The 20,718-nt window shown below is 64.3% G+C and carries 23 protein-coding genes; 9 read left to right on the forward strand and 14 right to left on the reverse strand.

The features are described from left to right. Position 1 precedes the first annotated feature (1 nt). From JMY29_RS02085 to JMY29_RS02100, 4 genes are all read left to right on the forward strand, one after another. Complete coding sequence (locus tag JMY29_RS02085; RefSeq protein WP_026267419.1) at positions 2-1,021, forward strand: carbohydrate ABC transporter permease; 1,020 nt, start codon at positions 2-4, stop codon at positions 1,019-1,021. 1 nt (position 1,022) lies between these two features. Beyond that, on the forward strand, positions 1,023-1,907 hold the full coding sequence (locus JMY29_RS02090) for a carbohydrate ABC transporter permease (protein ID WP_018779526.1): 885 nt from the start codon (positions 1,023-1,025) through the stop codon (positions 1,905-1,907). Further along, on the forward strand, positions 1,904-2,176 hold the full coding sequence (locus JMY29_RS02095; RefSeq protein WP_018779525.1) for a hypothetical protein: 273 nt from the start codon (positions 1,904-1,906) through the stop codon (positions 2,174-2,176). The genes JMY29_RS02090 and JMY29_RS02095 overlap by 4 nt, the downstream gene beginning before the upstream one ends. A gap of 146 nt (positions 2,177-2,322) precedes the next feature. Continuing rightward, the gene (locus JMY29_RS02100; protein WP_018779524.1) at positions 2,323-3,396 is read left to right on the forward strand and encodes a LacI family DNA-binding transcriptional regulator; all 1,074 of its coding nucleotides are present in this window, start codon (positions 2,323-2,325) and stop codon (positions 3,394-3,396) included. Between the two features lie 43 nt (positions 3,397-3,439). Here JMY29_RS02100 and JMY29_RS02105 read toward each other — a convergent pair whose 3' ends face one another. The 5 genes from JMY29_RS02105 to JMY29_RS02125 all read right to left on the reverse strand — a co-directional run bounded on the left by JMY29_RS02105 (position 3,440) and on the right by JMY29_RS02125 (position 7,614). Then, complete coding sequence (locus tag JMY29_RS02105) at positions 3,440-4,324, reverse strand: hypothetical protein (RefSeq protein ID WP_189076726.1); 885 nt, start codon at positions 4,322-4,324, stop codon at positions 3,440-3,442. A gap of 42 nt (positions 4,325-4,366) precedes the next feature. Then, positions 4,367-5,173, reverse strand: coding sequence for an exodeoxyribonuclease III (locus JMY29_RS02110; protein ID WP_026267418.1), 807 nt, complete (start codon positions 5,171-5,173; stop codon positions 4,367-4,369). Positions 5,174-5,236: 63 nt separating this feature from the next. Beyond that, positions 5,237-5,803: an HdeD family acid-resistance protein gene (locus JMY29_RS02115; protein ID WP_026267417.1), complete on the reverse strand. Its 567-nt coding sequence runs from the start codon at positions 5,801-5,803 to the stop codon at positions 5,237-5,239. A 27-nt stretch (positions 5,804-5,830) separates the two neighbouring features. Further along, positions 5,831-6,457: a response regulator gene (locus JMY29_RS02120; RefSeq protein ID WP_018779520.1), complete on the reverse strand. Its 627-nt coding sequence runs from the start codon at positions 6,455-6,457 to the stop codon at positions 5,831-5,833. Further along, the gene (locus JMY29_RS02125) at positions 6,454-7,614 is read right to left on the reverse strand and encodes a sensor histidine kinase (protein ID WP_189076725.1); all 1,161 of its coding nucleotides are present in this window, start codon (positions 7,612-7,614) and stop codon (positions 6,454-6,456) included. Before JMY29_RS02125 ends, JMY29_RS02120 begins: the two co-directional genes overlap by 4 nt. A gap of 224 nt (positions 7,615-7,838) precedes the next feature. Here JMY29_RS02125 and JMY29_RS02130 point away from each other — a divergent pair, with 224 nt between their 5' ends. Together JMY29_RS02130 and JMY29_RS02135 are read left to right on the forward strand one after the other, a co-directional pair. Continuing rightward, positions 7,839-8,402 carry a GlcG/HbpS family heme-binding protein gene (locus JMY29_RS02130; protein WP_189076724.1) on the forward strand — a complete coding sequence of 188 codons (564 nt, stop codon included), beginning with the start codon at positions 7,839-7,841 and terminating at the stop codon, positions 8,400-8,402. Between the two features lie 42 nt (positions 8,403-8,444). Next, positions 8,445-9,209 carry an ankyrin repeat domain-containing protein gene (locus JMY29_RS02135; RefSeq protein WP_189076733.1) on the forward strand — a complete coding sequence of 255 codons (765 nt, stop codon included), beginning with the start codon at positions 8,445-8,447 and terminating at the stop codon, positions 9,207-9,209. Between the two features lie 10 nt (positions 9,210-9,219). Here JMY29_RS02135 and JMY29_RS02140 read toward each other — a convergent pair whose 3' ends face one another. Genes JMY29_RS02140 through JMY29_RS02150 form a run of 3 tightly spaced genes read right to left on the reverse strand, consistent with a single transcriptional unit; the run spans position 9,220 to position 11,872 of the window. Further along, a complete protein-coding gene (locus tag JMY29_RS02140; RefSeq protein WP_018779516.1) occupies positions 9,220-10,431 on the reverse strand; it encodes an acetyl-CoA acetyltransferase in 1,212 nt (403 codons plus the stop codon). Next, a complete protein-coding gene (locus JMY29_RS02145; RefSeq protein WP_189076723.1) occupies positions 10,428-11,123 on the reverse strand; it encodes a CoA transferase subunit B in 696 nt (231 codons plus the stop codon). Before JMY29_RS02145 ends, JMY29_RS02140 begins: the two co-directional genes overlap by 4 nt. 17 nt (positions 11,124-11,140) lie before the next feature. After that, a complete protein-coding gene (locus JMY29_RS02150; protein ID WP_055973938.1) occupies positions 11,141-11,872 on the reverse strand; it encodes a CoA transferase subunit A in 732 nt (243 codons plus the stop codon). A 187-nt stretch (positions 11,873-12,059) separates the two neighbouring features. Between JMY29_RS02150 and JMY29_RS02155 the strand changes: the two genes are divergently transcribed. Then, the gene (locus tag JMY29_RS02155; RefSeq protein WP_189076722.1) at positions 12,060-12,824 is read left to right on the forward strand and encodes an IclR family transcriptional regulator; all 765 of its coding nucleotides are present in this window, start codon (positions 12,060-12,062) and stop codon (positions 12,822-12,824) included. A gap of 11 nt (positions 12,825-12,835) precedes the next feature. Here the strand turns inward: JMY29_RS02155 and JMY29_RS02160 are convergent, their stop codons facing one another. Beyond that, positions 12,836-13,408 (reverse strand): GNAT family N-acetyltransferase, encoded by a 573-nt coding sequence (locus tag JMY29_RS02160; protein ID WP_018779512.1) that lies wholly within the window; start codon positions 13,406-13,408, stop codon positions 12,836-12,838. A gap of 252 nt (positions 13,409-13,660) precedes the next feature. Between JMY29_RS02160 and JMY29_RS02165 the strand changes: the two genes are divergently transcribed. After that, complete coding sequence (locus JMY29_RS02165) at positions 13,661-14,035, forward strand: VOC family protein (protein ID WP_110505336.1); 375 nt, start codon at positions 13,661-13,663, stop codon at positions 14,033-14,035. Between the two features lie 224 nt (positions 14,036-14,259). Continuing rightward, positions 14,260-14,952 carry a fasciclin domain-containing protein gene (locus JMY29_RS02170; RefSeq protein WP_026267414.1) on the forward strand — a complete coding sequence of 231 codons (693 nt, stop codon included), beginning with the start codon at positions 14,260-14,262 and terminating at the stop codon, positions 14,950-14,952. 97 nt (positions 14,953-15,049) lie between these two features. Here the strand turns inward: JMY29_RS02170 and JMY29_RS02175 are convergent, their stop codons facing one another. The 5 genes from JMY29_RS02175 to JMY29_RS02195 form a co-directional block, all read right to left on the reverse strand. Next, positions 15,050-15,226, reverse strand: coding sequence for a hypothetical protein (locus JMY29_RS02175; RefSeq protein WP_018779508.1), 177 nt, complete (start codon positions 15,224-15,226; stop codon positions 15,050-15,052). 73 nt (positions 15,227-15,299) lie between these two features. Further along, positions 15,300-17,318: a BCCT family transporter gene (locus tag JMY29_RS02180; protein ID WP_229778700.1), complete on the reverse strand. Its 2,019-nt coding sequence runs from the start codon at positions 17,316-17,318 to the stop codon at positions 15,300-15,302. A 267-nt stretch (positions 17,319-17,585) separates the two neighbouring features. After that, the gene (locus JMY29_RS02185) at positions 17,586-18,392 is read right to left on the reverse strand and encodes an IclR family transcriptional regulator (RefSeq protein ID WP_018779506.1); all 807 of its coding nucleotides are present in this window, start codon (positions 18,390-18,392) and stop codon (positions 17,586-17,588) included. 128 nt (positions 18,393-18,520) lie between these two features. Continuing rightward, on the reverse strand, positions 18,521-19,399 hold the full coding sequence (gene fdhD / locus JMY29_RS02190; RefSeq protein ID WP_064723707.1) for a formate dehydrogenase accessory sulfurtransferase FdhD: 879 nt from the start codon (positions 19,397-19,399) through the stop codon (positions 18,521-18,523). Continuing rightward, entirely contained in the window at positions 19,387-20,652 is a 1,266-nt protein-coding gene (locus tag JMY29_RS02195) for a molybdopterin molybdotransferase MoeA (RefSeq protein WP_189076720.1), read from the reverse strand. Before JMY29_RS02195 ends, fdhD begins: the two co-directional genes overlap by 13 nt. Positions 20,653-20,718 lie beyond the last annotated feature (66 nt).

Below are 20,718 nucleotides of genomic sequence, written 5' to 3' on the forward strand. Positions count from 1 at the left end.
CATGTCAACAGAACTACAAAAACCAGACGCGACGGCGGCTTCCGGACACACGATGCCCAGCCGCGAAAGCGCCGACCGGAAGCAGCTTACGCAGGGCCGTTGGGCATACACCCTCCTGGCGCCGTCGCTCATCCTGCTGGCGATCGTCATCATCTACCCGGTGCTCAACGCCATCATCATGTCCTTCCAGAAGGACTCCGGCCTCGACCCGGCCACGGGGTTCTTCTCCGAGGGCGGCCCGGCCGGCTTTGAAAACTACACGCACTGGCTGCTGCAGCAATGCACGGCCCCCGGCGGCGGCTCGCTGGCCTGCCCTCCGGGCACACTCGGAGCCCAGTTCTGGGACTCCATGGGCACTACCTTCTTCTTCACGGTGGTTACCGTGGCCTTCGAGACCGTTCTTGGCTTCTGGATGGCAATCATCATGGCCCGCGCCTTCCGCGGACGCAGCCTGATCCGCGCAGCCGTCCTGGTTCCGTGGGCCATCCCGACGGCCGTTACCGCCAAACTCTGGTTCTTCATCTTCGCTTTCGAAGGCATCGCCAACAAGCTGTTCGGTACCCAGATCCTGTGGACCGGCTCGGAATGGCCGGCCAAGTGGGCAATCATCATTGCCGACGTCTGGAAGACCACGCCCTTCATGGCCCTCCTGATCCTGGCGGGCCTGCAGCTGATTCCGGACGAAGTCTACGAAGCCGCCAAGGTTGACGGCGCGTCCACCTGGCAGCGGTTCCGCCTGATCACCCTGCCGCTGGTGAAGCCGGCGCTGATGGTGGCCATCCTGTTCCGTGTCCTCGACGCACTGCGCATGTACGATCTCCCCGCCATCATGACCCAGGGCGCGAACGGCACCACCACGCTGTCCATCCTTGTTGTCCAACAAATCAGGCAAGGGTTCAATACAGCGGCGGCGCTATCGACCATTACATTCCTGGTGATCTTCCTCGTGGCGTTTATCTTCGTCCGCTTCCTCGGGGCGAATGCCGTGGACGCGGCCACATCTTCCGGAAAGGCCAAGTGAGATGAGCACAGCCACAGCTTCGAAGACCTCCGCCGACTCCGTGGAACGGCCCAAACGGCCCTTCAACTGGGGGTCGCTGCGCACCTACATCAGCGCCGCCATCATCCTCGTCTGGTGCATGGCACCCTTCTACTGGATGCTGGTCACCGCCTTCCGCGACGTCGGATACACGTTCGACACCACGCCGTTCTTCACCCACTTCACATGGGACAACTTCGCGACGGTGTTCGACGAGAGCCTTGGCAACCACTTCGGCCGCAACCTGTTGAACAGCCTGATCGTTGGCGCCGTGACGACTGTCGTAGCGCTGCTGGTCGGTGTGTTTGCGGCCTACGCCCTGGCCCGGTTGAATTTCCGGTTCAAGTTCGTGGTCCTCGGCTTCATCCTGGGCGCATCGATGTTCCCCGGCGTTGCCTTGGTTACCCCGCTGTTCCAGTTGTTCACCAACATCGGCTGGTTCGGCACCTACCAGGCACTGATCATTCCGAACATCTCCTTCGTTCTTCCGCTCACGGTCTACACGCTGACCTCCTTCTTCCGCGAGATGCCGTGGGAGCTCGAAGAAGCCGCAAGGATCGATGGCTGCACGCAGGGACAGGCGTTCCGGAAAGTGATCCTTCCGCTGGCGGCCCCGGCAACGTTCACTACCGCGATCCTGGCGTTCATTGCCTCCTGGAATGAATTCCTCATCGCCAGCCAGTTGTCGAATGACGCCACCAAGACCGTCACGGTAGCCATCGCGTACTTTGCCGGTGCGCAGCCGCACCAGGAACCGTACACAGCCGTTATGGCCGCAGGTACCGTGGTGACCATTCCGCTGGTTGTCCTTGTGCTGATCTTCCAGCGCAAGATCGTGGCCGGCCTCACGGCAGGCGCTGTCAAGTGACAAGTTACGGAAATCGACGTCGGGAGTCCCCCGCAGCGAAGCCCGACCCGGGCACCAAACGGGTACGGTCCGCGGAGGACTTCGACATCATCATCGGGTTCCTCGCCTTCTGGGGCCTGGTGCTCCTGGTGGCCACCATCTCGATGGAGGTCACCGGCCAGCCCGCCCTCGGCTGGGCGTTGGGGCTCCTGGCCGTTGTCCTCGCCCTCTGGGGAATGCTCCGCTTGCGGCGCAAGCTACCGCGCCGTACGACACGACGGATTGGTTGAGGCGGCCCATGGAGAACACCAGTACCTGACCGGCGTCGCAATAACTTGTGCGAAATCGGCGAACAGCAGGCAGGCGGAATAGGCTGGAAGGTGCCGTCCGGGAACGAGCCCTCGGCTTTCGGCATGCACCAAAAAAGGGGGCTTGAGTGGCAAAGACGAACGAGCGGTCCCAACGCGGCGGCCACACCGGCGTCAGCATCGAGGACGTTGCCGCAGCAGCGGGAGTCTCGACGGCGACCGTCTCCCGTGCAGTGCGGGGACTGCCGCGGGTATCTCCCGCAACCCGCGAGAAGATCCTCGAAGTAGCAAGTTCATTGGGATATGTGGCGTCGTCGTCGGCCTCCGGGCTGGCGACGGGCCGCACCCGGACCATAGGCGTCCTGGCTCCTTTCGTCAGCCGGTGGTTCTTCTCGAAAGCCATCGAAGGCGCCGACCGTGAGCTGCACTCAAGGAAATACAACCTCTCCTTGTTCAACCTAGGCGGCCACGGCAGCAACCGTGAACGCCTCTTCAGTTCCACCATGGTGTACAAGCAGATCGACGCCCTGCTGGTGCTCTGCATGTCCTTGACTGAGGACGAACTGGAGCATCTCCACAAGATCGACATTCCGTTGGTGGTGGTGGGTGGCCACGTCGAGGACTGCCCTTACATCGGCATCAATGACTACGACGCCGCATCCACCGCCGTGAAGCACCTGCTGGATCTGGGACACAAGGACATTGCCCTGCTGCACGGCGATGACGAAACGGATCTGAACTTCGACGTCCCCCGGGTGCGGATCCAGGCGTTCCAGGAAGTCATGTCCGACGCCGGGCTGGAAGTCCGCCCTGAGTGGGACCAGTGGGGTGACTTCACCGTCGCCAGCGGGCAGCAGGCCTTCAACCGGCTGTGGAGCCAGCCCGGCCGGAAACCGACCGCGATCTTCTGTTCCTCCGATGAGATGGCGATGGGCGTGATTTTTGAAGCCGGCCGCCACGGGGTGAGGGTCCCGGAGGACCTCTCCGTGATCGGCATCGATGACCACGATTTCTCGTCCTCGCTGGGCCTGACCACAGTCGGCCAGCGCCCGGACAACCAAGCCGAACTTGCGACCAAGATGCTGTTGGACGAACTCGACGGCAACGTCGGAGCGGTGCACTCCGCCGTGGCTCCCCACCAGTTGATTGTCCGCGAGACTACAGCGCCGCCGAACGGGAAATTCACCAACAGCCCCAACTAAGGACGCAGGAGCCCGCACAAGCGGGAGCCTGGAAACCGTGAAGCTACGAAGCGCGCGCCAACTGCCGAATGGGAATCCAGCGGGAAGCCAGGCGCCGGTACGCGGCCGCGGCGCCTGTCATGTCGCCTTCGGCCAGGCACTCGATGCCCAAGCGGACATCCATGGGGGAGTCGTCCGGGTACACCTTGTCTGCAACGGCGCCGTAATCGAGCTCCACCATCGACTGGACGTGGAACAGCTCAAGCCACTCAGTGAGCTGCGTCAGGTCATCCAGCATGTCCAGGTCCGGAGCGGCCAGCGCCAGATGGGCCACGGAAAACCGGGCCCTTTCCAAGGCTTCAGTCAGTGGGGTCCATACCCGCACCGTCAGGATGCGGCCGTCGGACTCGACGACGTCTTTGCGGTCCGATTCGGCAAACAGCGAGAACCAGCTGAACGGGATACCCCAGGTTGAGGCCCGGGTGTGGACGCGTTTGGCGTCTTCGCGGGCGTTGATCCGGTCGATCCGCATCTGGTGTTTGTCCCTTTGCGAAACCGGAATGAGCAGGTCGGCCAGCGGACTGTGGACTCCGTCCATGAGCGCGTTGGCCGCCAAGCCGGCCCGAATCACCAGTTGGCTGGGGCAGTAAAGCAGCCGTCCGGCGTCGTCCTCATCATTGCCGGGAGCGGCGTGCCGTCCCATGGGGACCCGCGTCATGCGGACAAGATCGGTGCGGCCGGTGGGGAACGGATCGCCGCCGGAGCGGGTGATGCGTCCCAGCGAGGCCTGGAGCTCCGCATTTTCGACGGCGGCCCGGGAACCTGCCTTGCTGCCCTCCGCCACAATTTGGCGCTGTTGCTCGGGAGGGAACGCCTCAAGCGGCTCGTAAATGCGCAGCGACGAAGAGAACGGCAGTCCCGCCTGGCCCCGGTACAGACTACCCGCCATGTCCAGCCACCCCTTTCGTCAATGAGTCATCAGGTGCAGTGCTCAGTCGGCGAGCTCCACGATCACGGGAGCGTGATCCGAGGCGCCCTTCCCCTTGCGTTCCTCGCGGTCGATGGACGCACCCGTGACGCGGGAAGCCAGTGCCGGGGAGGCCAGGCAGAAGTCGATCCGCATGCCCTCCTTCTTGGGGAACCGCAGCTGCGTGTAGTCCCAGTACGTGTAGACCCCCGGCCCCGGCGTATAGGGACGTGCGACGTCGGTAAATCCGGCGGTTTCGAACGCGTGGAACGCTGCGCGCTCGGGTTCGCTGACGTGCGTGTAGTTGTTGTCGCGGAAGAGCTGGATGTCCCAGACGTCGTCGTCGAACGGGGCGATGTTCCAGTCACCCATGAGGGCGATCTGCGCGTTGGGGTCGGCCTTGACCCATTCGGCTGCCTGGTCCCGCAGGACTTCGAGCCATTTGATCTTGTAGGGCATGTGTTCGTCGTCCAGGGAGCGGCCGTTCGGAACGTAGAGGCTCCAGACGCGGATTCCGCCGCAGGTGGCAGCGATCGCGCGGGCTTCCTGGGCGGGGTCCTTGCCGGCTTTGCCGAAGGCAGGCTGGTCCACGAAGGTGCGCTCAACGTCTTCCAGGCCCACACGGGAGGCAATGGCCACGCCGTTCCACTGGTTCACGCCGAAGTGCGCTACCTCGTATCCCATGCGTTCAAAGAGTTCCCAGGGGAAGTTCTCGTCCTTGCACTTGGTCTCCTGGATGGCCAGGACATCGCAGTCGCTGCGCTCAAGCCACGCTTCAACACGGTCGGCTCGGGCACGGAGGGAGTTCACATTCCAGGTAGCTATCTTCACAGCCACTAACTTACCGAACTTGGGGCTGAGCGCATCCCCCTGCGGCTTTTTACCGAGCCGAAGCTAGTGGCCATACAGCGGCTGGGTGTTGGCCAGCTTGCGGAGACCGATGCCCGAAGCGATCAGGAGCAGGCCGGTCACAATGGCGAAAGCTGCGAGCATTCCCATCAGGCCGAGGAGCCCGATGCCCGGATTGACCAGGACCACAATTCCGAACACCGTGGTGATGAGGCCGGTGAGCAGCCATAGTCCCCAGCTGCGGATGAAGCTGCGGGCGGCAAGGGCCAGGATGATCTGCGAGATCCCCAGTACCAGGGCCCACAAGCCAATGATCACGCCAATGACGGCAGCGGTAATGCCGGGCCAGGCGATGGCCAGTATGCCGGCGGCGATGGAGATGAATCCACCCACAACGCTCCAGCGCGAGCGGCCGGCGGGGTCGTAGAAGTAGTGGGCCACGCTGGTGATGCCGTCGATGATGGCGAAGAAGCCGAACACCACCACCACTGCAAACGCCGTGGCGCTGGGCAAGACCAGGACCAGCAGTCCGAAAACGATGGCGAGGGCTCCCCGGACCAACAAAGCTGTCCCTGGAGTTGTGAACATTCTGCGACCCGTTGTGTCCGACATATGGTCAGCGTAACCAACCGTGTGCCTTTACCGCATCCCCTCGCGCCGGATGGCTGTTGCGATGGCTGCTGCACGCGTCTCGACACCTAGTTTGGCGTAGATGTGTGCCAGGTGTGTTTTGACCGTGGCCTCGGAGATGAAGAGGCGTTTTCCGAGGTCCCGGTTGCTGAGTCCCTCGGTCAGCAGGCTGAGCAGCTCGGCTTCCCTCGGAGTAAGGATGTCGTCCGGATTCCGCATTTGCTGGAACAGCCGTGAGGCGACCGGTGCGCTCATCACGCTCTTGCCCTGCACAGCACCACGGACGGCTGCGAAGATTTCCTCCGGCGCGGCATCCTTGAGCAGGTACCCCATGGCTCCGGCGTCCACGGCGCGGACGATGTCGGCGTCGGAGTCGTAGGTGGTGAACACGATCACCGCTTGCTGCGGGTTGCGTTGCCGGAGCTGCTTGATGGCTTCGATGCCGTCCATCCCGGCTCCCATGGCCAGATCCATCAGCACAACCGCCGGCGAGTGCACCCGGGCCGCTTCCAGAGCGTCTTCGCCGGAGGAGGCTTCACCGACGACGGCGATATCCGCCTGGGTGCCCAACAGCGCCTTGAGTCCGCTCCGGACCACGGTGTGGTCGTCAACGAGCAGAACGGAAATGGCGGTCACAGGCCCTCCTTGGACGACCGGGCAGGCTGGCTGAGCGGCAGCTGCGCCGCGATGATGGTGCCTTCACCCGGCGAGCTCTCCACTGACAATTCTCCACCCAGCTGCTCAACCCGTTGCCGCATGGCCCGCAGGCCGTACCCTCCGGTTTCCGACGGCGCAGGTACCGCTGCGGGATCAAAGCCGCGTCCGTCGTCGTACACGTCCAAGGTGACCGACTCCGGGAGGTACCCAAGCGTCACGCTGGAGTGGTCCGCGTGCGCGTGGAGCTTGATGTTGGCCGCTGCGCTTTGGGTCACCCGGATCAGGGCATGGCGGACCTCTGCGGGGAGCGGCCGTTCATCGCCGGTGATGTGGACCTGGATGGTATCCACATATTGGCTCGCGGCGTGCTGCAGGGCTTCCGGAAGCGGGCCTGATTCGAGACCTGGCGCGGAAAGTTCGTGCACCAGGCTGCGGGTGTCGGCGAGGTTCCGCCTCAACAGGCCGGACGCCTTGGCAACGTCCCGCTGGGCCGAACCATCCGGCCAGGAGCGCTGCGCCGCCTCCAGCAGAAGCAGGCTGCTTGCCAGGCCTTGGGTCACGGTGTCGTGGATTTCCCGGGAGACGCGCTCGCGTTCGGTGGCGATCCCGGCCTGCCGTTCGGTTGCGGCCAACTGCTCCTGGTCGCGTTCGATCTTGTCGTAGATCAAGGTCAGGAGGGCACCCGTGGCGAGCGGGCCAAGCAGCATGGCAACGTCCGTCCAGCCGCTCATCCGGAAGAGCCCGACGGCGGTGGCCGCTGCGGTCACGCTGCTGGCCGCGTATCCGGCCCAGCCGCGGAAAGCCCTGCGCGCAAGGAAGAAGATGGCGAACGAGCACCACGCAAAGCTCGGAGCCACGATCACCAGGGCGGCCCACGCTGCCACAAGGGCGATCATCCACGGGATCCAGTGGCTGCCCCGGGCCGGGCGTCGATGTGCCAGGAGGGCGGTGATGGCGTAGAGCCCGCACACTGCCGCCGCCAAAGCCACCGTCCACAGGTTGTCCGCGGGGGAGTGCCGCATGACGTACCGGACCCCGGAGGCCACCATCAGCACGGCGAAGCCCACATGCACCACGGCATCGATGCGGCCGTCGAAGCGGCTGCTGGGCCCTGGCTGTGGAGGAGCAGTTGGCATGGATGGTTCCCGGTTCCGTTCCTGGCTGTGGCGGCTTCTTGCTGTGGTGGGCGATCTTTCCATGCTAGGTCCCGGGCGGTTATTGGTCTCTCCACCTTTTGGCTGATACAGCGTGCGGAAAGGATGAGCCCGGGGCCTGCTTCGGGCCGATGTGGCAACGGGGCCGTCCGGGAAGCATGGATGTGTACTCGGAATGTCCATGCAGTCCCGAAGGAGAACCCCCCGTGAAGAAGTCCAACAAGATGATTGCCGCCGCTGCTGCCGGAGCGCTGTTGCTCACCGGCGGAATCACGGCTGTGGCCAACGCCGTGGCACCTGAGGCCGCGCCTGCAAAGGTTGCCGCGGATGTGCAGCCTGCCCCCGAGAACGTCGTAGCGCAGAACCGCATCACCGTGGGCGCTTCCAGCAAAGCCGTGAATGCCGCACTGGCCAAGTGCCAGGCGGACAAGCTGCCATTCGTTACCGTCGCTTTGGTGGACCGCTTCGGCACCGTCCAGGCGGTCCTCCGCGGTGACAACGCCGCCGAGCACACCATCGAAGCTGCCAAGCAGAAGGCCTACACGGCTGCCGCGTTCGGTGCTCCCACCAGCGAGCTGGCCAAGCGCATCAACGGCAACGGTCCCTCGATCGCCGACCTCCCCGGCACACTGTTCCTGGCCGGAGGAGTTCCGCTGAAGGTCAACGGCGTTTCTGTTGCCGGCATCGGTGTTGGCGGTGCTCCCGACGGTGCCCTCGACGAGGCCTGCGCCACCGCCGGTGCAGAAGCCTTGGCCGCAGCGGCGAAGTAGCCTCGACCCATGACCACCCGCGCCCGCTTTTTTGTACACGTGATGCCCTTATGGGAGCGTCTTAAGGGCGATATCTGGACAAAAACTCGGGTGGTGGGGGCGGGGTTGGTGCTGGTCGGGCTCGTGGCCGGGTGCGCGCCGTCGTCGCCCGGGCCGTCAACTACACAGAGCTCGACGGCGGCCGCCTCACCTTCCGCCGCCTCACCTTCCGACCAAACGCCGACTCATTCAGCCCCCACCTCAGCCGAACCATCGGGGGCGGGTCCCGGCCCGACGTCGTCGGCTGCCGTGCCGCCCACCCTGACACCGGAGGCCCAAATGGAAACCGACCGACTCCTGATCCTCGCCGCGAAGGCCAACGACGTTGCCAGGGTCCGGGAGCTGATCGCGGCCGGCGGAAACGTGAACGCCAAGGACGACATCCAGGACTCCGCGTTCCTGTACGCCGGCGCGGAGGGCTTCAACGAAGTCCTGGAGCTGACCTTGGCAGCAGGGGCGGACGTGCGCAGCACCAACCGCTACGGCGGCACCGCCCTGATCCCCGCGAGCGAACACGGACACACGGAAACAGTGAGGATCCTCATCGCCGCCGGCGTGCCCGTGGACCACGTCAACAACCTGGGCTGGAGCGCCATGCAGGAAGCCATCCTGCTCAATAACGGCGGCCCCAAGCAGCAGGACGTGGTCCGGCAACTCCTCGCGGCCGGAGCCAACCCGGACATCCGCGATCCGCAAGGCCGAACCGCCCTGCAAAATGCAGAGCGGCTCGGATTTACGGAGATCGCGGCGCTGATCAGGTCCCGCTGACGTAGATGGACTAGACGGCTTCCAGCACGCTCACATAATTGGCGATGCCCACGCCGCCCATGTTCTGGACGGCTCCGCGACGGGCGTTGGGCAACTGCATGTCGCCGGCGGTTCCGCTGAGCTGCATAGCGGCGATGACATGCTGCGACACACCGGTGGCGCCCACAGGATGGCCCTTCGCCTTCAGGCCGCCGGAGACGTTGATGGGGAGCTTGCCGTCCTTGTAGACCCAACCCTCCGTGATGGCCCGCGATCCTTCACCGCGGGGAGCCAGGCCCATGGCCTCGTACATGACGAGCTCGGCGATCGTGAAGCAGTCGTGAACCTCGGCGAAGTCCAGCCCCTCAATGCCGACCCCGGCCATGGCGAAGGCGCGCTCCCACGACGCCCGGGTGGCAGCGAATTCGGTGGGATCGCGGCGTTCTGCGGGGAAGAAATCGTTCGCGTGGCCGAACCCGGCCAGGCGCACGGGAACAGTTACGCCCCCGGTCGCCGACGTTGACAGCACGACGGCGGCAGCTCCGTCCGAGACCGGCGAACAGTCGGTGCGGCGCAAGGGTTCGGCCACCATGGGGTTCTTGTCCGAAATGGTCCGGCAGAATTCCTCGCCGAAGTCGCGGTGCATCTGGGCGTAAGGGTTGTCCATGCCGTTGCGGTGGTTCTTGGCGGCGATGGAACCCAGGACATCGCCGAGGCCTTGGACACCGGGACCGGTGATGCCTGCGCCGTAGCGCTTGTCGTAATGCTTGGCGACCTCAGCGAAGAGGCCCGTGAATCCGGTGCTGGAGGCTTTACCAGCCATTTCGTAGGAAGCGCCGAGCAGCGCTGCCCCCACGACGTCGGCTCCGGCGTCGGTCATCTTTTCCGCACCGATCACCAGCACGTTCCGGGCAGTCCCGGCCAGCACGGCTTTGACGCCTTGCTGGAAGGCGGCGGACCCGGAAGCGCAGGCGTTCTCCGTCCGGGTCGCCGGGACGTTGGCCAGGTCCGCGGAGAGCTGGAGTGCCAGGGACGACGTGAAGCCCAGCGGCTGCATGCCGGAGTTGAACTGGCCGAGGTAGATCTCGTCGATGTCCTTGGGGTCCAGCCCGGAGTTGCTGATGGCCTCCCCGGCCACCTGGACGATCAGGGATTCCAGGGTCTCATCGGTCAACTTCCCGAACTTGCTGTGTCCCCACCCCGTGAGCAGGATGTCTTTGCCGAACTGGTCTTTGAGGCTCATGCGTTGGCTCCTTCGAGGGTGTGTTCAACAGAGGCGAGCGCTACCGCGAACCCGGCCCCGGTCTTGTCGCGGAGCTCTTCCACGGTGACGCCCGGGGCGAGTCGGGTCAGCAGCAGGCGGGTGCCGCCGTCGTTCCCTTCCGTAACCGGCACGATGTCGAATACGGCGAGGTCCGTGATGATCCGGTCCACGCAGCGGAGCCCCGTGAGGGGGAGGGTGCATTCGGTGACGATCTTGGCCGAACCGTCCTTGGCGTTGTGCTCGGTCAGGACGACGACGCGCGGTGTGCCGGCCACCAGGTCCATGGCACCGCCCATGCCCTTCACCATCTTGCCGGGGATGGTCCAGTTGGCGAGGTCGCCGCTGCCGGACACCTGCATGGCGCCAAGGATGGCTACCTTCACGTGCCCGCCACGGATCATGCCGAATGAAGTTGCAGAGTCGAAGATGCTCCCGCCGGGGGTGATGGTGACTGTTTGCTTGCCTGCGTTGATAAGGTCGGCGTCTTCCTCGCCCTCATAAGGGAACGGACCCATGCCCAGTAGCCCGTTCTCGCTCTGGAGGACTACCCGCACGCCATCGGGCAGGTTGTTGGCCACCAGCGTGGGAATGCCGATGCCGAGGTTGACGTAGTCGCCGTCGTTCAGTTCTTCTGCCGCAATCGCGGCCATCTGGTCTCGTGTCCAAGCCATGGTTTGCTCCTTCTGCTTCAGACCGTGAGGGGTTCGGCGTGGTGCGCTTCAGCGCGCTGGCGGACTGTTCGCTGTTCGATGTCCTTGACCCTGTTGCTTGCCTGGACAAGCCGTTGGACGTAGACGCCCGGGGTGACAATGTGGTTGGGGTCCAGCTCGCCCGGTTCCACGATGACCTCGGCCTCGGCAATAGTTACGGTGCCTGCCGTGGCCACCACCGGGTTGAAGTTCCGTGCGGTGTAGCGGTAAATCAGGTTGCCGTCCGTGTCCGCGGTGTGGGCGTGGACCAGTGCGACGTCGGCGGTGATGGCGCGCTCGCGGACGTACGTGACGCCGTCGAACTCTTCCAGCGGCTTGCCTTCGGCAACCAAGGTGCCCACGCCCGTCCGCGTGTAGAAAGCGGGAATGCCGGCGCCGCCGGCGCGAAGGCGCTCGGCCAGCGTGCCCTGCGGGGTGAACTCGACCTCGAGCTGGCCAGCCAAATACTGCTCAGCGAAGAGCTTGTTCTCGCCCACGTAGGAAGCAATGACCTTCCGGACCTGGCCCGCCTCGATCAGCACGCCCAGTCCCTTGCCGTCCACGCCCATGTTGTTGGAAACAATGGTCAGATCCGTGGCGCCCGACGCGCGAACGGCGTCGATCAGGTCGGCGGGGATGCCGCTGAGGCCAAAACCTCCGACGGCGATGGTCAAGCCGTCTGCCATCAGGTCATGGAGCGCTTGGGCTGCGCTCGCGTGGATCTTGGACATGGTGGACTCCTCGTTGAGTGATGTTGAGTGTTGCTGAGTGGCATCCACTTTGTGGACGACCCGTTCTTTCCTTGGAGCCTAGATTTCTTGAGGGGGCGGGTCAACGCTCCCTCCCATTGGCTACTCACCCTATGGACGCTATGGTGGATGGTGTCCATATTGTGGATGAAATCTTCGGGAGGCCACTATGGCGGTACAGGGAGCGCAAGTGGTGGGGCGCGTAGCGCTGCTGCTTCGGCTGGTGGGACGGAAGCCCGAGGGCACCTCGTTGGCGGGTTTGGTTCGTGAATCCGGGCTGACCAGGCCAACTGTGCACCGGCTACTGACCTCGCTGGCTGCGGAGGGCCTGCTGGAACACGATTCAAACTCCGGTAAATGGGTGTTGGGGCCGGAAGTCTTTCTGTTGGGGTCGGTGGCGGCGGCCCGTTTTCCCATGGAAGACATTGCCCGCCCGTCATTGCGCCGCTTGGCAGCCGAAACCGGGGAGAGCGCGTTCTTCTCCATCCGCCGGGGCAATGAAACAGTGTGCGTGCTGCGTGAAGAAGGTTCGTTCCCTGTGAGGTCGTTCGTGCTGCACGAGGGCGTCCGCTTTCCGCTGGGCATCGCTTCGGCAGGAACGGCGATCATGGCTTTCCTGCCTCTTGAGGAGCAAGAGTCCCTCCTGGCGGATTGGCCGGCACATGCGGGCGACTTCGCTTCCGGACACCCCGCGGACGTGGTGCGGGACAACCTGGAGCAGACCCGTTTGACCGGCTACTCCGTGAATCCCGGACTGATTCTTGAAGGCAGCTGGGGCATGGGGGCTGCGGTGTTTGACCCCCAGGGCCGGCCGGCGTGGGCTTTGTCCCTGACGGGGATCGAGCCACGGTTCCGCCCTGACCGGCAGGAGTTCCTGGGCAAGCTGCTGCTCGAGGAAGCGCACCGGATGACGGCGCGGTTACAGGGCATCTAGTTGGATGGTTTTCAGCGCAGGTCCAGGCGCATGAGCACCCGGGGGAAACCGTTGAGCACGGACGTCGTCTCGGCCACCTTCTTGAAGCCGGCCTTCTCGAAGAGCTTTCGCGTACCCACATAAGCCATGGTCAGGTCCACTTTGCCGCCCTGGTTGTCCACGGGATAGCCCTCAATGAATGGGGCGCCATGGCTCTTGGCGAATTCGATGGCTCCGCGCAGCAACTCGTGGGAGATGCCCTTGCCGCGATGCCCGGGCCGCACACGGATGCACCACACGGACCACACCTTGGCATCGTCCACCTGCGGGATCTTTCGGTTCGTCGCGAAACTGGTGTCCGCGCGCGGGTGCACCGCTGCCCACCCAACTACTTCGTCGCCGTCGTACGCCAACACCCCGGGAGGCGGGTCTTCGGCGACCAGCTTCTCGACGTACTTCCCGCGCTCCTGTCTTTGGAGGCTTTGGTTCAGCCTGGACGGGATCCTGTAACTCAGGCACCAGCACACGTTGGAATCGGGGCGCTTGGGACCGACCATGGTCTTCACGTCATCGAACACCGTCGCCGGTCTCACCTCGATAGCCATGCCGCCCATCCTGTCACCCGGGCCGGTGGTGGGCAACGGACGACGGCGGGTGGGCGGGTTTTGGGGCGACGGCGGGAAATATGCCAGGACTGCCGCGAGGCTCAGGTAGGCTTGCGGTCGTGATGACCGGATCGGGCTTCTGCCCTGCACGGATCGGCTACCCGGCCGACCTCTGACGCGCCAGCGTGCTCCGCCTTGTGGATCGATGACCCAGCAATTCATCGAAACGAACCCACATAAAAGGAGTCATGAATGCCAGCGCTTTTCAACCACACCATCATCGCGTCCCTTGACCGCGAAACTTCTGCCAGGTTCTACCGGTCCATCCTCGAAGCCGACGAAGCTCCCGGCTGGGGGCCATTCAGCAACCTCACTTTGGCTGGAGGAGTGATGCTCCAGTTCGCTGAGCCGCCGGTGGAGATCCAGATGCAGCACTATGCGTTCCTCGTGGACGACGCACACTTCGACCGCGCCTATCAGCGGTTGCTGAGTGCCGGCGTCGAACATTGGGCCGATCCGCAGATGACCCGCCCGGGTGAGACGAACACCGAGCACGGCGGCCGGGGGGTCTACTTCAAAGACCCTTCGGGCCACGCGCTCGAACTCATCACGCGGCCGTACTTGTAAAAACGGGGTTCACTTATGGCCCGGCATGGCCTCACCGCGGGCCATGAGTGGACCCGGTTTCAAAGTGTTCGAAAAACTTTTTCAATCCGCACCCATCCACCCTGCCCCATCCTCCGAATAGTTGGTGAGACACAAACCGGAGGTACAGCAAAAGCGGTACCTGCAGCCCGTGTCCCACCACCCAATGGACCCAACGCCCTGGTTCCAAAAACAAGGAGAATGACATGTTGTCCACAAAGCGCCCCGCCCTCGCCTTCGTTGGCCTCACTGCAGCCACCCTTCTCGGGCTCACTGCCTGTGGTGGATCCAGCACCTCCAGCTCGCCCTCTTCTTCGTCACCCGCCCCGATGAGTTCCTCCGCGGCTCCGTCGTCGATGGCACCGTCGCCGTCGTCGTCCCCCATGAGCAGCGCCGCCATGGATCCCGCCGCCAACCTTGTAGGCCCCGGCTGCGCCGGCTACGCCGCACAGGTTCCGGACGGTGCCGGTTCGGTCTCAGGAATGGCCAAGGACCCGGTAGCAACCGCTGCTTCCAACAACCCGCTGCTCAAGACCCTCACCGCCGCCGTCTCGGGCAAGCTCAACCCCAAGGTTGACCTGGTCTCCACCCTGAACGGCAGCGAATTCACGGTCTTCGCACCGGTTGATGACGCTTTCGCCAAGATCGACCCGGCCACCATCGAAACGCTCAAGACCGATGACGCCCTGCTGAGCAAGATCCTCACCTACCACGTAGTCCCCGGCCAGCTGTCCCCGGACAAGATCGTCGGCACCCACAAGACTGTAGAGGGTGGCGAAGTGACTGTTGCAGGCACCAAGGACGCCCTCACCGTGAATGGTGCCAACGTCATCTGCGGTGGCGTCCAGACCGCCAACGCCACGGTGTACCTGGTCGACTCGGTGCTGATGCCCAAGTAGGCCCAGGCCCCACAGCAGTACAAACAGCTCCACAGCAGTACAAACAAAAGCAGGCGCCGGAAGAATCCGGCGCCTGCTTTGCTGTTAAGTTGCGGTGCTAGTTGTTCAAGTCGCTGTCGACGTAGGAACCGGGGCGGCTGTGTTCCGAGCCGCAGGGACAACGGTCAACCTCGATGCGCAGTGTCATGGGCTTGGAGGCGTCCAGGGTGAGGGTCACGTCGTTTGCCTGGTGGCTGAGCCGGAGGGTTCCGTCGGTGGTTGAGATGTAAGACATGCGGGCCCTAACTATGTGGGATGAACTGTGCAGGTGAAGAACTGTGCAGGTGAAGTGCTTGGGGCGGAGCCGGTCACTTGTCTTCGGAGTTCAGCTGGGGTTTGCCGACGAGCGGTATGGTCCCTGTGGCCGTTCCTCCGGGGCAATCGGACTCGTTACATTTCCCGGCGCACTCATGCTTGGTGACGAGGTCGAACTGGACGCCGCCGTGTTGCTCGACACCGGTCCGGATGGCTCGTTCAACCACCGAGGTGGCAAGTCGCTTATGCAGCGACAGGGGATCGCGCCGCAGGTCCTTGGTCAGGGCGAAACAGAGCAGCAGCATGACGATCACGAACGGCAGCGCCGCCACGATGGTGACTCTTTGCAATCCGGCCAGGGCTTCGGATGGTTCATCACCACCAGCCAGCAGCATGACCGCTGCAACAGCACCGGTGAGGCTTCCCCAGAAGATGACCACGGCACGACGGGGGTGCTCAGCACCGTTGGAGCTGAGTGAGCCCATGACGATGGAGGCCGCGTCGGCACCGGTGATGAAGAAGATCGCCACGAGCACCATGGCCAGGACAATGACGGCGGCCGTGGCCCAGCCGGGCATTCCCAGGTTCTTGACGAGGTCGAAGAGTGCGCCGTCGAAGTTGACGGAAGGGACCCCGTTGGTTGTGGTCACCAGGCCGGGCGTACCGGCCTTGTCTGCTTCCTGCTGGACGTGGAATGCGGCTCCGCCGAAGATGCCGAACCAGATCACGCTGACAACGCTGGGGACCAGAAGCACGCCGGTAACGAATTGGCGGATGGTGCGGCCGCGGCTGATGCGCGCGATAAAGAGGCCAACGAAGGGCGTCCAGGAGATCCACCAGGCCCAGTAGAAGATGGTCCAGCTGGTCATCCAGCTGCGCAACGCGTCGTCGCCCACGGCTTCTGTCCTGGACGACATCTCCGCGAGGTCGCGGGCGTAGTCGCCGATGGCCGAGGGGATCAGGTTGAGGATGAACAGGGTGGGGCCGGCAACGAAGACGATGAGTGCAAGCACCACGGCCAGGACCATGTTGATGTTGGACAGCCACTGGATTCCGCGGCTGATGCCGGAAACCGCTGATGCTACGAAGCAGAACGTCAGGACGGCCACGATGACCACCAGCACGGGAGTGCCGATCTCACCCGCCCAGCCGTTGGACGTCATGCCGCTGCCGATTTGCAGGGCGCCGAGGCCCAGGGAAGCAGCGGTTCCGAAGAGGGTGGCAAAGATGGCAAGGATGTTGATGAACTTTCCGATCGGCCCTTCGACCATCCGGATGCCGAACAGCGAAGTGAACGCTGCGGAGACCAGCTGTTTGCGGCCGAGGCGGTAGGTCCCGTAGGCCATGGCGATGCCAACCACTGCGTACATGGCCCACGGGTGGAGGGTCCAGTGGAAGATCGAGGTGGCCATGGCGGTCTGGATGGCGGCGGGCGTGCGGCCGTCCACGGTTCCTGGCGGGGGCGAGATGTAGTGGTAGAGAGGCTCAGCCACGCCGTAGAACATGAGGCCGATGCCCATGCCCGCGGCGAACATCATGGCCACCCAGGAGACGGTGCGGAATTCGGGCTTCTCGCCGTCCTTGCCCAGCGGGATGTTGCCGAATTTGCCCAGGGCCAGCCATAGGACAAAGACGACGAACAAGGAGGCGAGGACCATGAAGAGCCAGCCTGTGTATTCCATGACCCAGTTCAGGGCCCCTTTGGATGTTTCCGAAAGGCTGTCGCGTCCGACAAAGCCCCAGACCACGAAGGCGACGGCGATGGCGCCCGTGATCCCGAAGGTGACTTTGTCGAGGGTAAGTTTCTGGTTCCGGCGGGCGGAGACGGCCTGCTCGGTCTTGGCGTTGCGCAGTTCCACCAGGATCTGATCGTATTCTTCAGAATCGGGGAGAGTCTCTGCGCCTCCATCCTCGTCGTTGAGGGCTGCCGGGTTTGTTGCATCGGGGGAGCTGCTGATGACTTCTTCAGGAAGCTCCACGTGGGCGGGTCGGGTTGCTGGACTGCCTGCCGGACGATCGTCGGCAGGCAACTCCTCAGGTGTTAACGGTTTTATGTCACTGTTTGTAGCCATGAGCGGGTCCTTTGCTCGGCGAGTCATGGGTTTTGCGTTGATGCACGGCCTTGGGCTGTGCGTTCGGAGAAGGTTAGGAACGTTCCGCATGAATCAACAACATTCGCGCTAAGCAACAGAGTGCGCCCCGTCACACATCAAAGTCAAGGCTTTTCCCGTCTTTGACGGCCACTTGATATATCAATTGGCCTTGACGTGGGGTGTTGCCTATCATGATGACCGTTGCGCCAAGAGCGCCACGGGGGAAGAGCTGGTTACGGGTCCGGGCTAACGGGGCCTGTAGCCCATCCTGGCGCTGATACTCAGCCCGGCCTCGCGCAGTCCATCGATGAGGCCCGGCTGCTCTTCTGGCGAAAAACGGAACGCCGGACCGGAGATGCTCACGGCGGCAATGACACTGCCGGTGTGGTTGAAAATGGGCACAGCCACGGCGGTGAGGCCGATCTCAAACTCTTCGTGGACCGTGGCGTATCCGTTGCGGGCCACGTCCAGCAGTTGCTTCTCCAGCTCTCCGCGGTTCGTCACCGTGCGGGGCGTTCGTGCAGGCAGCCCCACCGCCTTGAAAACCTGGGTTCTTTCGTCTGCCGTCAGTGCTGCCAGGAGAACCTTGCCGCTCGACGTGGCATGCAACGGCGTCAGGCTCCCCACCCAGTCATAGGTGGCCAAAGTCGACGGTCCCATCGCCTGGTCCACGTTGACCGCATAGTTGGACCTCAGGACAGCCAGATTGACCGTCTCCTTGTACTCGTGAGCCAGGGCCTCCAGCACTTCCCGTGCCTCGTGGACAACACTCAGCCTGCCGGGGATGGATGACGCCAGGCGGAGGATGCCGAAGCCCAACTGGTACTTGCCACGTTCGCTGTTTTGCCGGACGAGGTCGCGGCCAACCAGGGAGCCCACAAGCCGGGACACGGTGGATTTGTGGACGCCCATCTCCTCGGCGATTTCGCTCACTCCGGCGTCGCCTTCCCGGGCCAGGATTTCCAGGATCTGGAGGGCGCGGTCCACTGACTGGACGCCTCCGCCCTGGGCGTCCGCGTCCTTGTCGAAGTCCGGGTTGTTGCGTGCGGCCATGCTGCCTCGTGTCGTTGTCCAGGCAGGCGGCCCTGGGCCTGGTAGCCCTGAACGGCCTGCACCCTCGTCTTTCCTCATCCTAGACGGAGTTTTACACGGACTCTTTCACATCATGGGGCACTCGTAACTTATGCGCTGACGGCCACCTCCGGGACGTTGGCCCGTGAATCGATGAGTCGTTCCCTTCCTGCATAGACGTTCAGGCTGTGGCCACGGCTGAAGCCCACCAGGGTCAGGCCGGTCCCCACTGCAAGATCGGCCGCCAGGCTCGAGGGTGCGCTGACTGCTGACAAGACGGGTATTCCGGCCAGCGCGGCCTTCTGGACGAGTTCGAACGATGCCCTGCCGGAGACCTGCAGGACCAGGCCCGTCAGCGGCAACAGGTCCTGGCGGAGTGCCCACCCCACCACCTTGTCGACGGCGTTGTGGCGCCCCACGTCCTCGCGAAGGCACAGGAGCTCCGGCTCGGAACCATCCACCCTGAAGAGTCCCGCAGCATGGACACCGCCGGTCCTGTCGAAAACGGCCTGGGCCTCACGGAGGCGGTCCGGCAGCCCGGCCAGGAGATCGACGGGAACCCGCAGCCCATCCAGGGACGCGTCGTAGTGGATGGTCTTGCGCACGGCGTCGATCGAGTCGGTTCCGCAGATGCCGCACGAGCTGGACGTGTAGACGTGGCGTTTGGTGTCCGGCAGGGGCACGTCCGGGCGCAGCTGGGCGTCGACGACATTGAAGGTCTGTGTCCCGTCCTTTTCGCCGGCACAGAACCGCAGGGAGAGCAGTTCCGATGGGTTCCGGATGATGCCCTCGGACACCAGGAACCCGGCCACAAGATCGAAGTCGTCCCCGGGTGTCCGCATTGTCACTGCGAAGGAGGTCCCACCGATCCTGATTTCCAGTGGCTCCTCGGCAGCCAGGACGTCCTCTTTGTAACGAACAGGGTGCTCGCCGCCCGTCCCATCGAGTTGGAAGCGGTGGATTTTCCTGCGCTGCGTCATGCGGGCCATACGGTGGGCCTTCCTGGCTGGTTCTGGCCCGGGTTACCGATGGGCGCTGTCCACGGCAGGGGCAGCACGGGAACCGGCTCGCCGGCCACTGCTCCTTCCGGAGGCACCGCCATATACGCGTCGGCCCACGCGAGCCCGCGCATCATCCCGGGACCAGCGTGTGCGGCCGGGAACACCAGCCCGTGGATGAGCCGGCAGGGTATGAGGCGCGTCTTTCCCTGGACGGGTTCGATGTCGGCGCCGGAAAGCAGCGGAGTGGCCTCCTGGAAGGGGCGGTTTCCCAGGGCGGCGAGCAGGGGTTCGCCCAGGGTCATGAGGGTCAGCATGGCTGCCAGCGGATTGCCCGGCAGCCCGATGATGAAGTGACCGTCCGGCAGTTCGGCCATGACGGCGGGATGCCCGGGGCGCATGGCTACCCCGTCCAGCAGGAGCCGCCCGCCGAGCGCCGCAACGGCGGCACGGAAGTGGTCTGTACCGGATTTACCGGTGCCTCCGGTGGTGATCGTCACCTCGGGACGCCGCCCGTCACCGGCGCCGTCCAGTGCCGCCAGCCACTCTCCGTACGAGTCGCCGATCCGTAGCTGCCCATCCGGCACTCCGCCCAATTGCGGGATGACGGCATTGAGCTGCGGACCAAAAGCATCGCGCACCTGTCCGGGCGCGGGGTCACCTGAGGTGACCACTTCAGAACCGGTCATGACGACGGCGACCCTCGGCTTGCGCTGTACCTGCAGCTGATCGTGGCCGGCCACCGCGGCCAGGGCAAGGTGGGCCGGATTGAGGAGGGTGCCGGCGGGTATGAGGACGTCGCCTGCGGTGGCTTCTTCGCCGGCCGGGCGGATATGGCGGCCGGGAAGTGTTTCGCCCGGTTTCACCTCCGGCCCCAAGGTGAGGTGCCCGTCGTCGGACACCTGTCCGCTTTCCTTGCGGAGCACGGTGGTGGCTCCGGCAGGAATGAGGCCTCCGGTGGCAATGACACTGGCTTCTCCGGCAGAAAGGCGCCGCCCGGGCCCGGTGAGTGCCCAGGGCCCTTCACCGCTGATGGCCCAGCCGTCCATGGCTGATGACGCGTAATGGGGAAGGTCCTGTCGGGCGACAACATCGCGGGCCAAAGTGCAGCCGATCGCCGCGTCGAAGCCTGTTGGTGCGGAGGGGAGGGGAGCTGCGCAGTGGTACGCCAGTTGCCGGGCTTCGGCCCACGTCATGGCATGGTTCCGCTGGAGGCCGGCTGTTAACTCCTCTTGTGCAAGCATGGATGTCCGTTTCCTGGGTGGTGCTTCCGGTGTGGAAGGCACCGGGGACTGCACGGCCTTCCCGTA

It is taken from the genome of Paenarthrobacter nicotinovorans (assembly GCF_021919345.1).
GTDB lineage: Bacteria > Actinomycetota > Actinomycetes > Actinomycetales > Micrococcaceae > Arthrobacter > Arthrobacter nicotinovorans.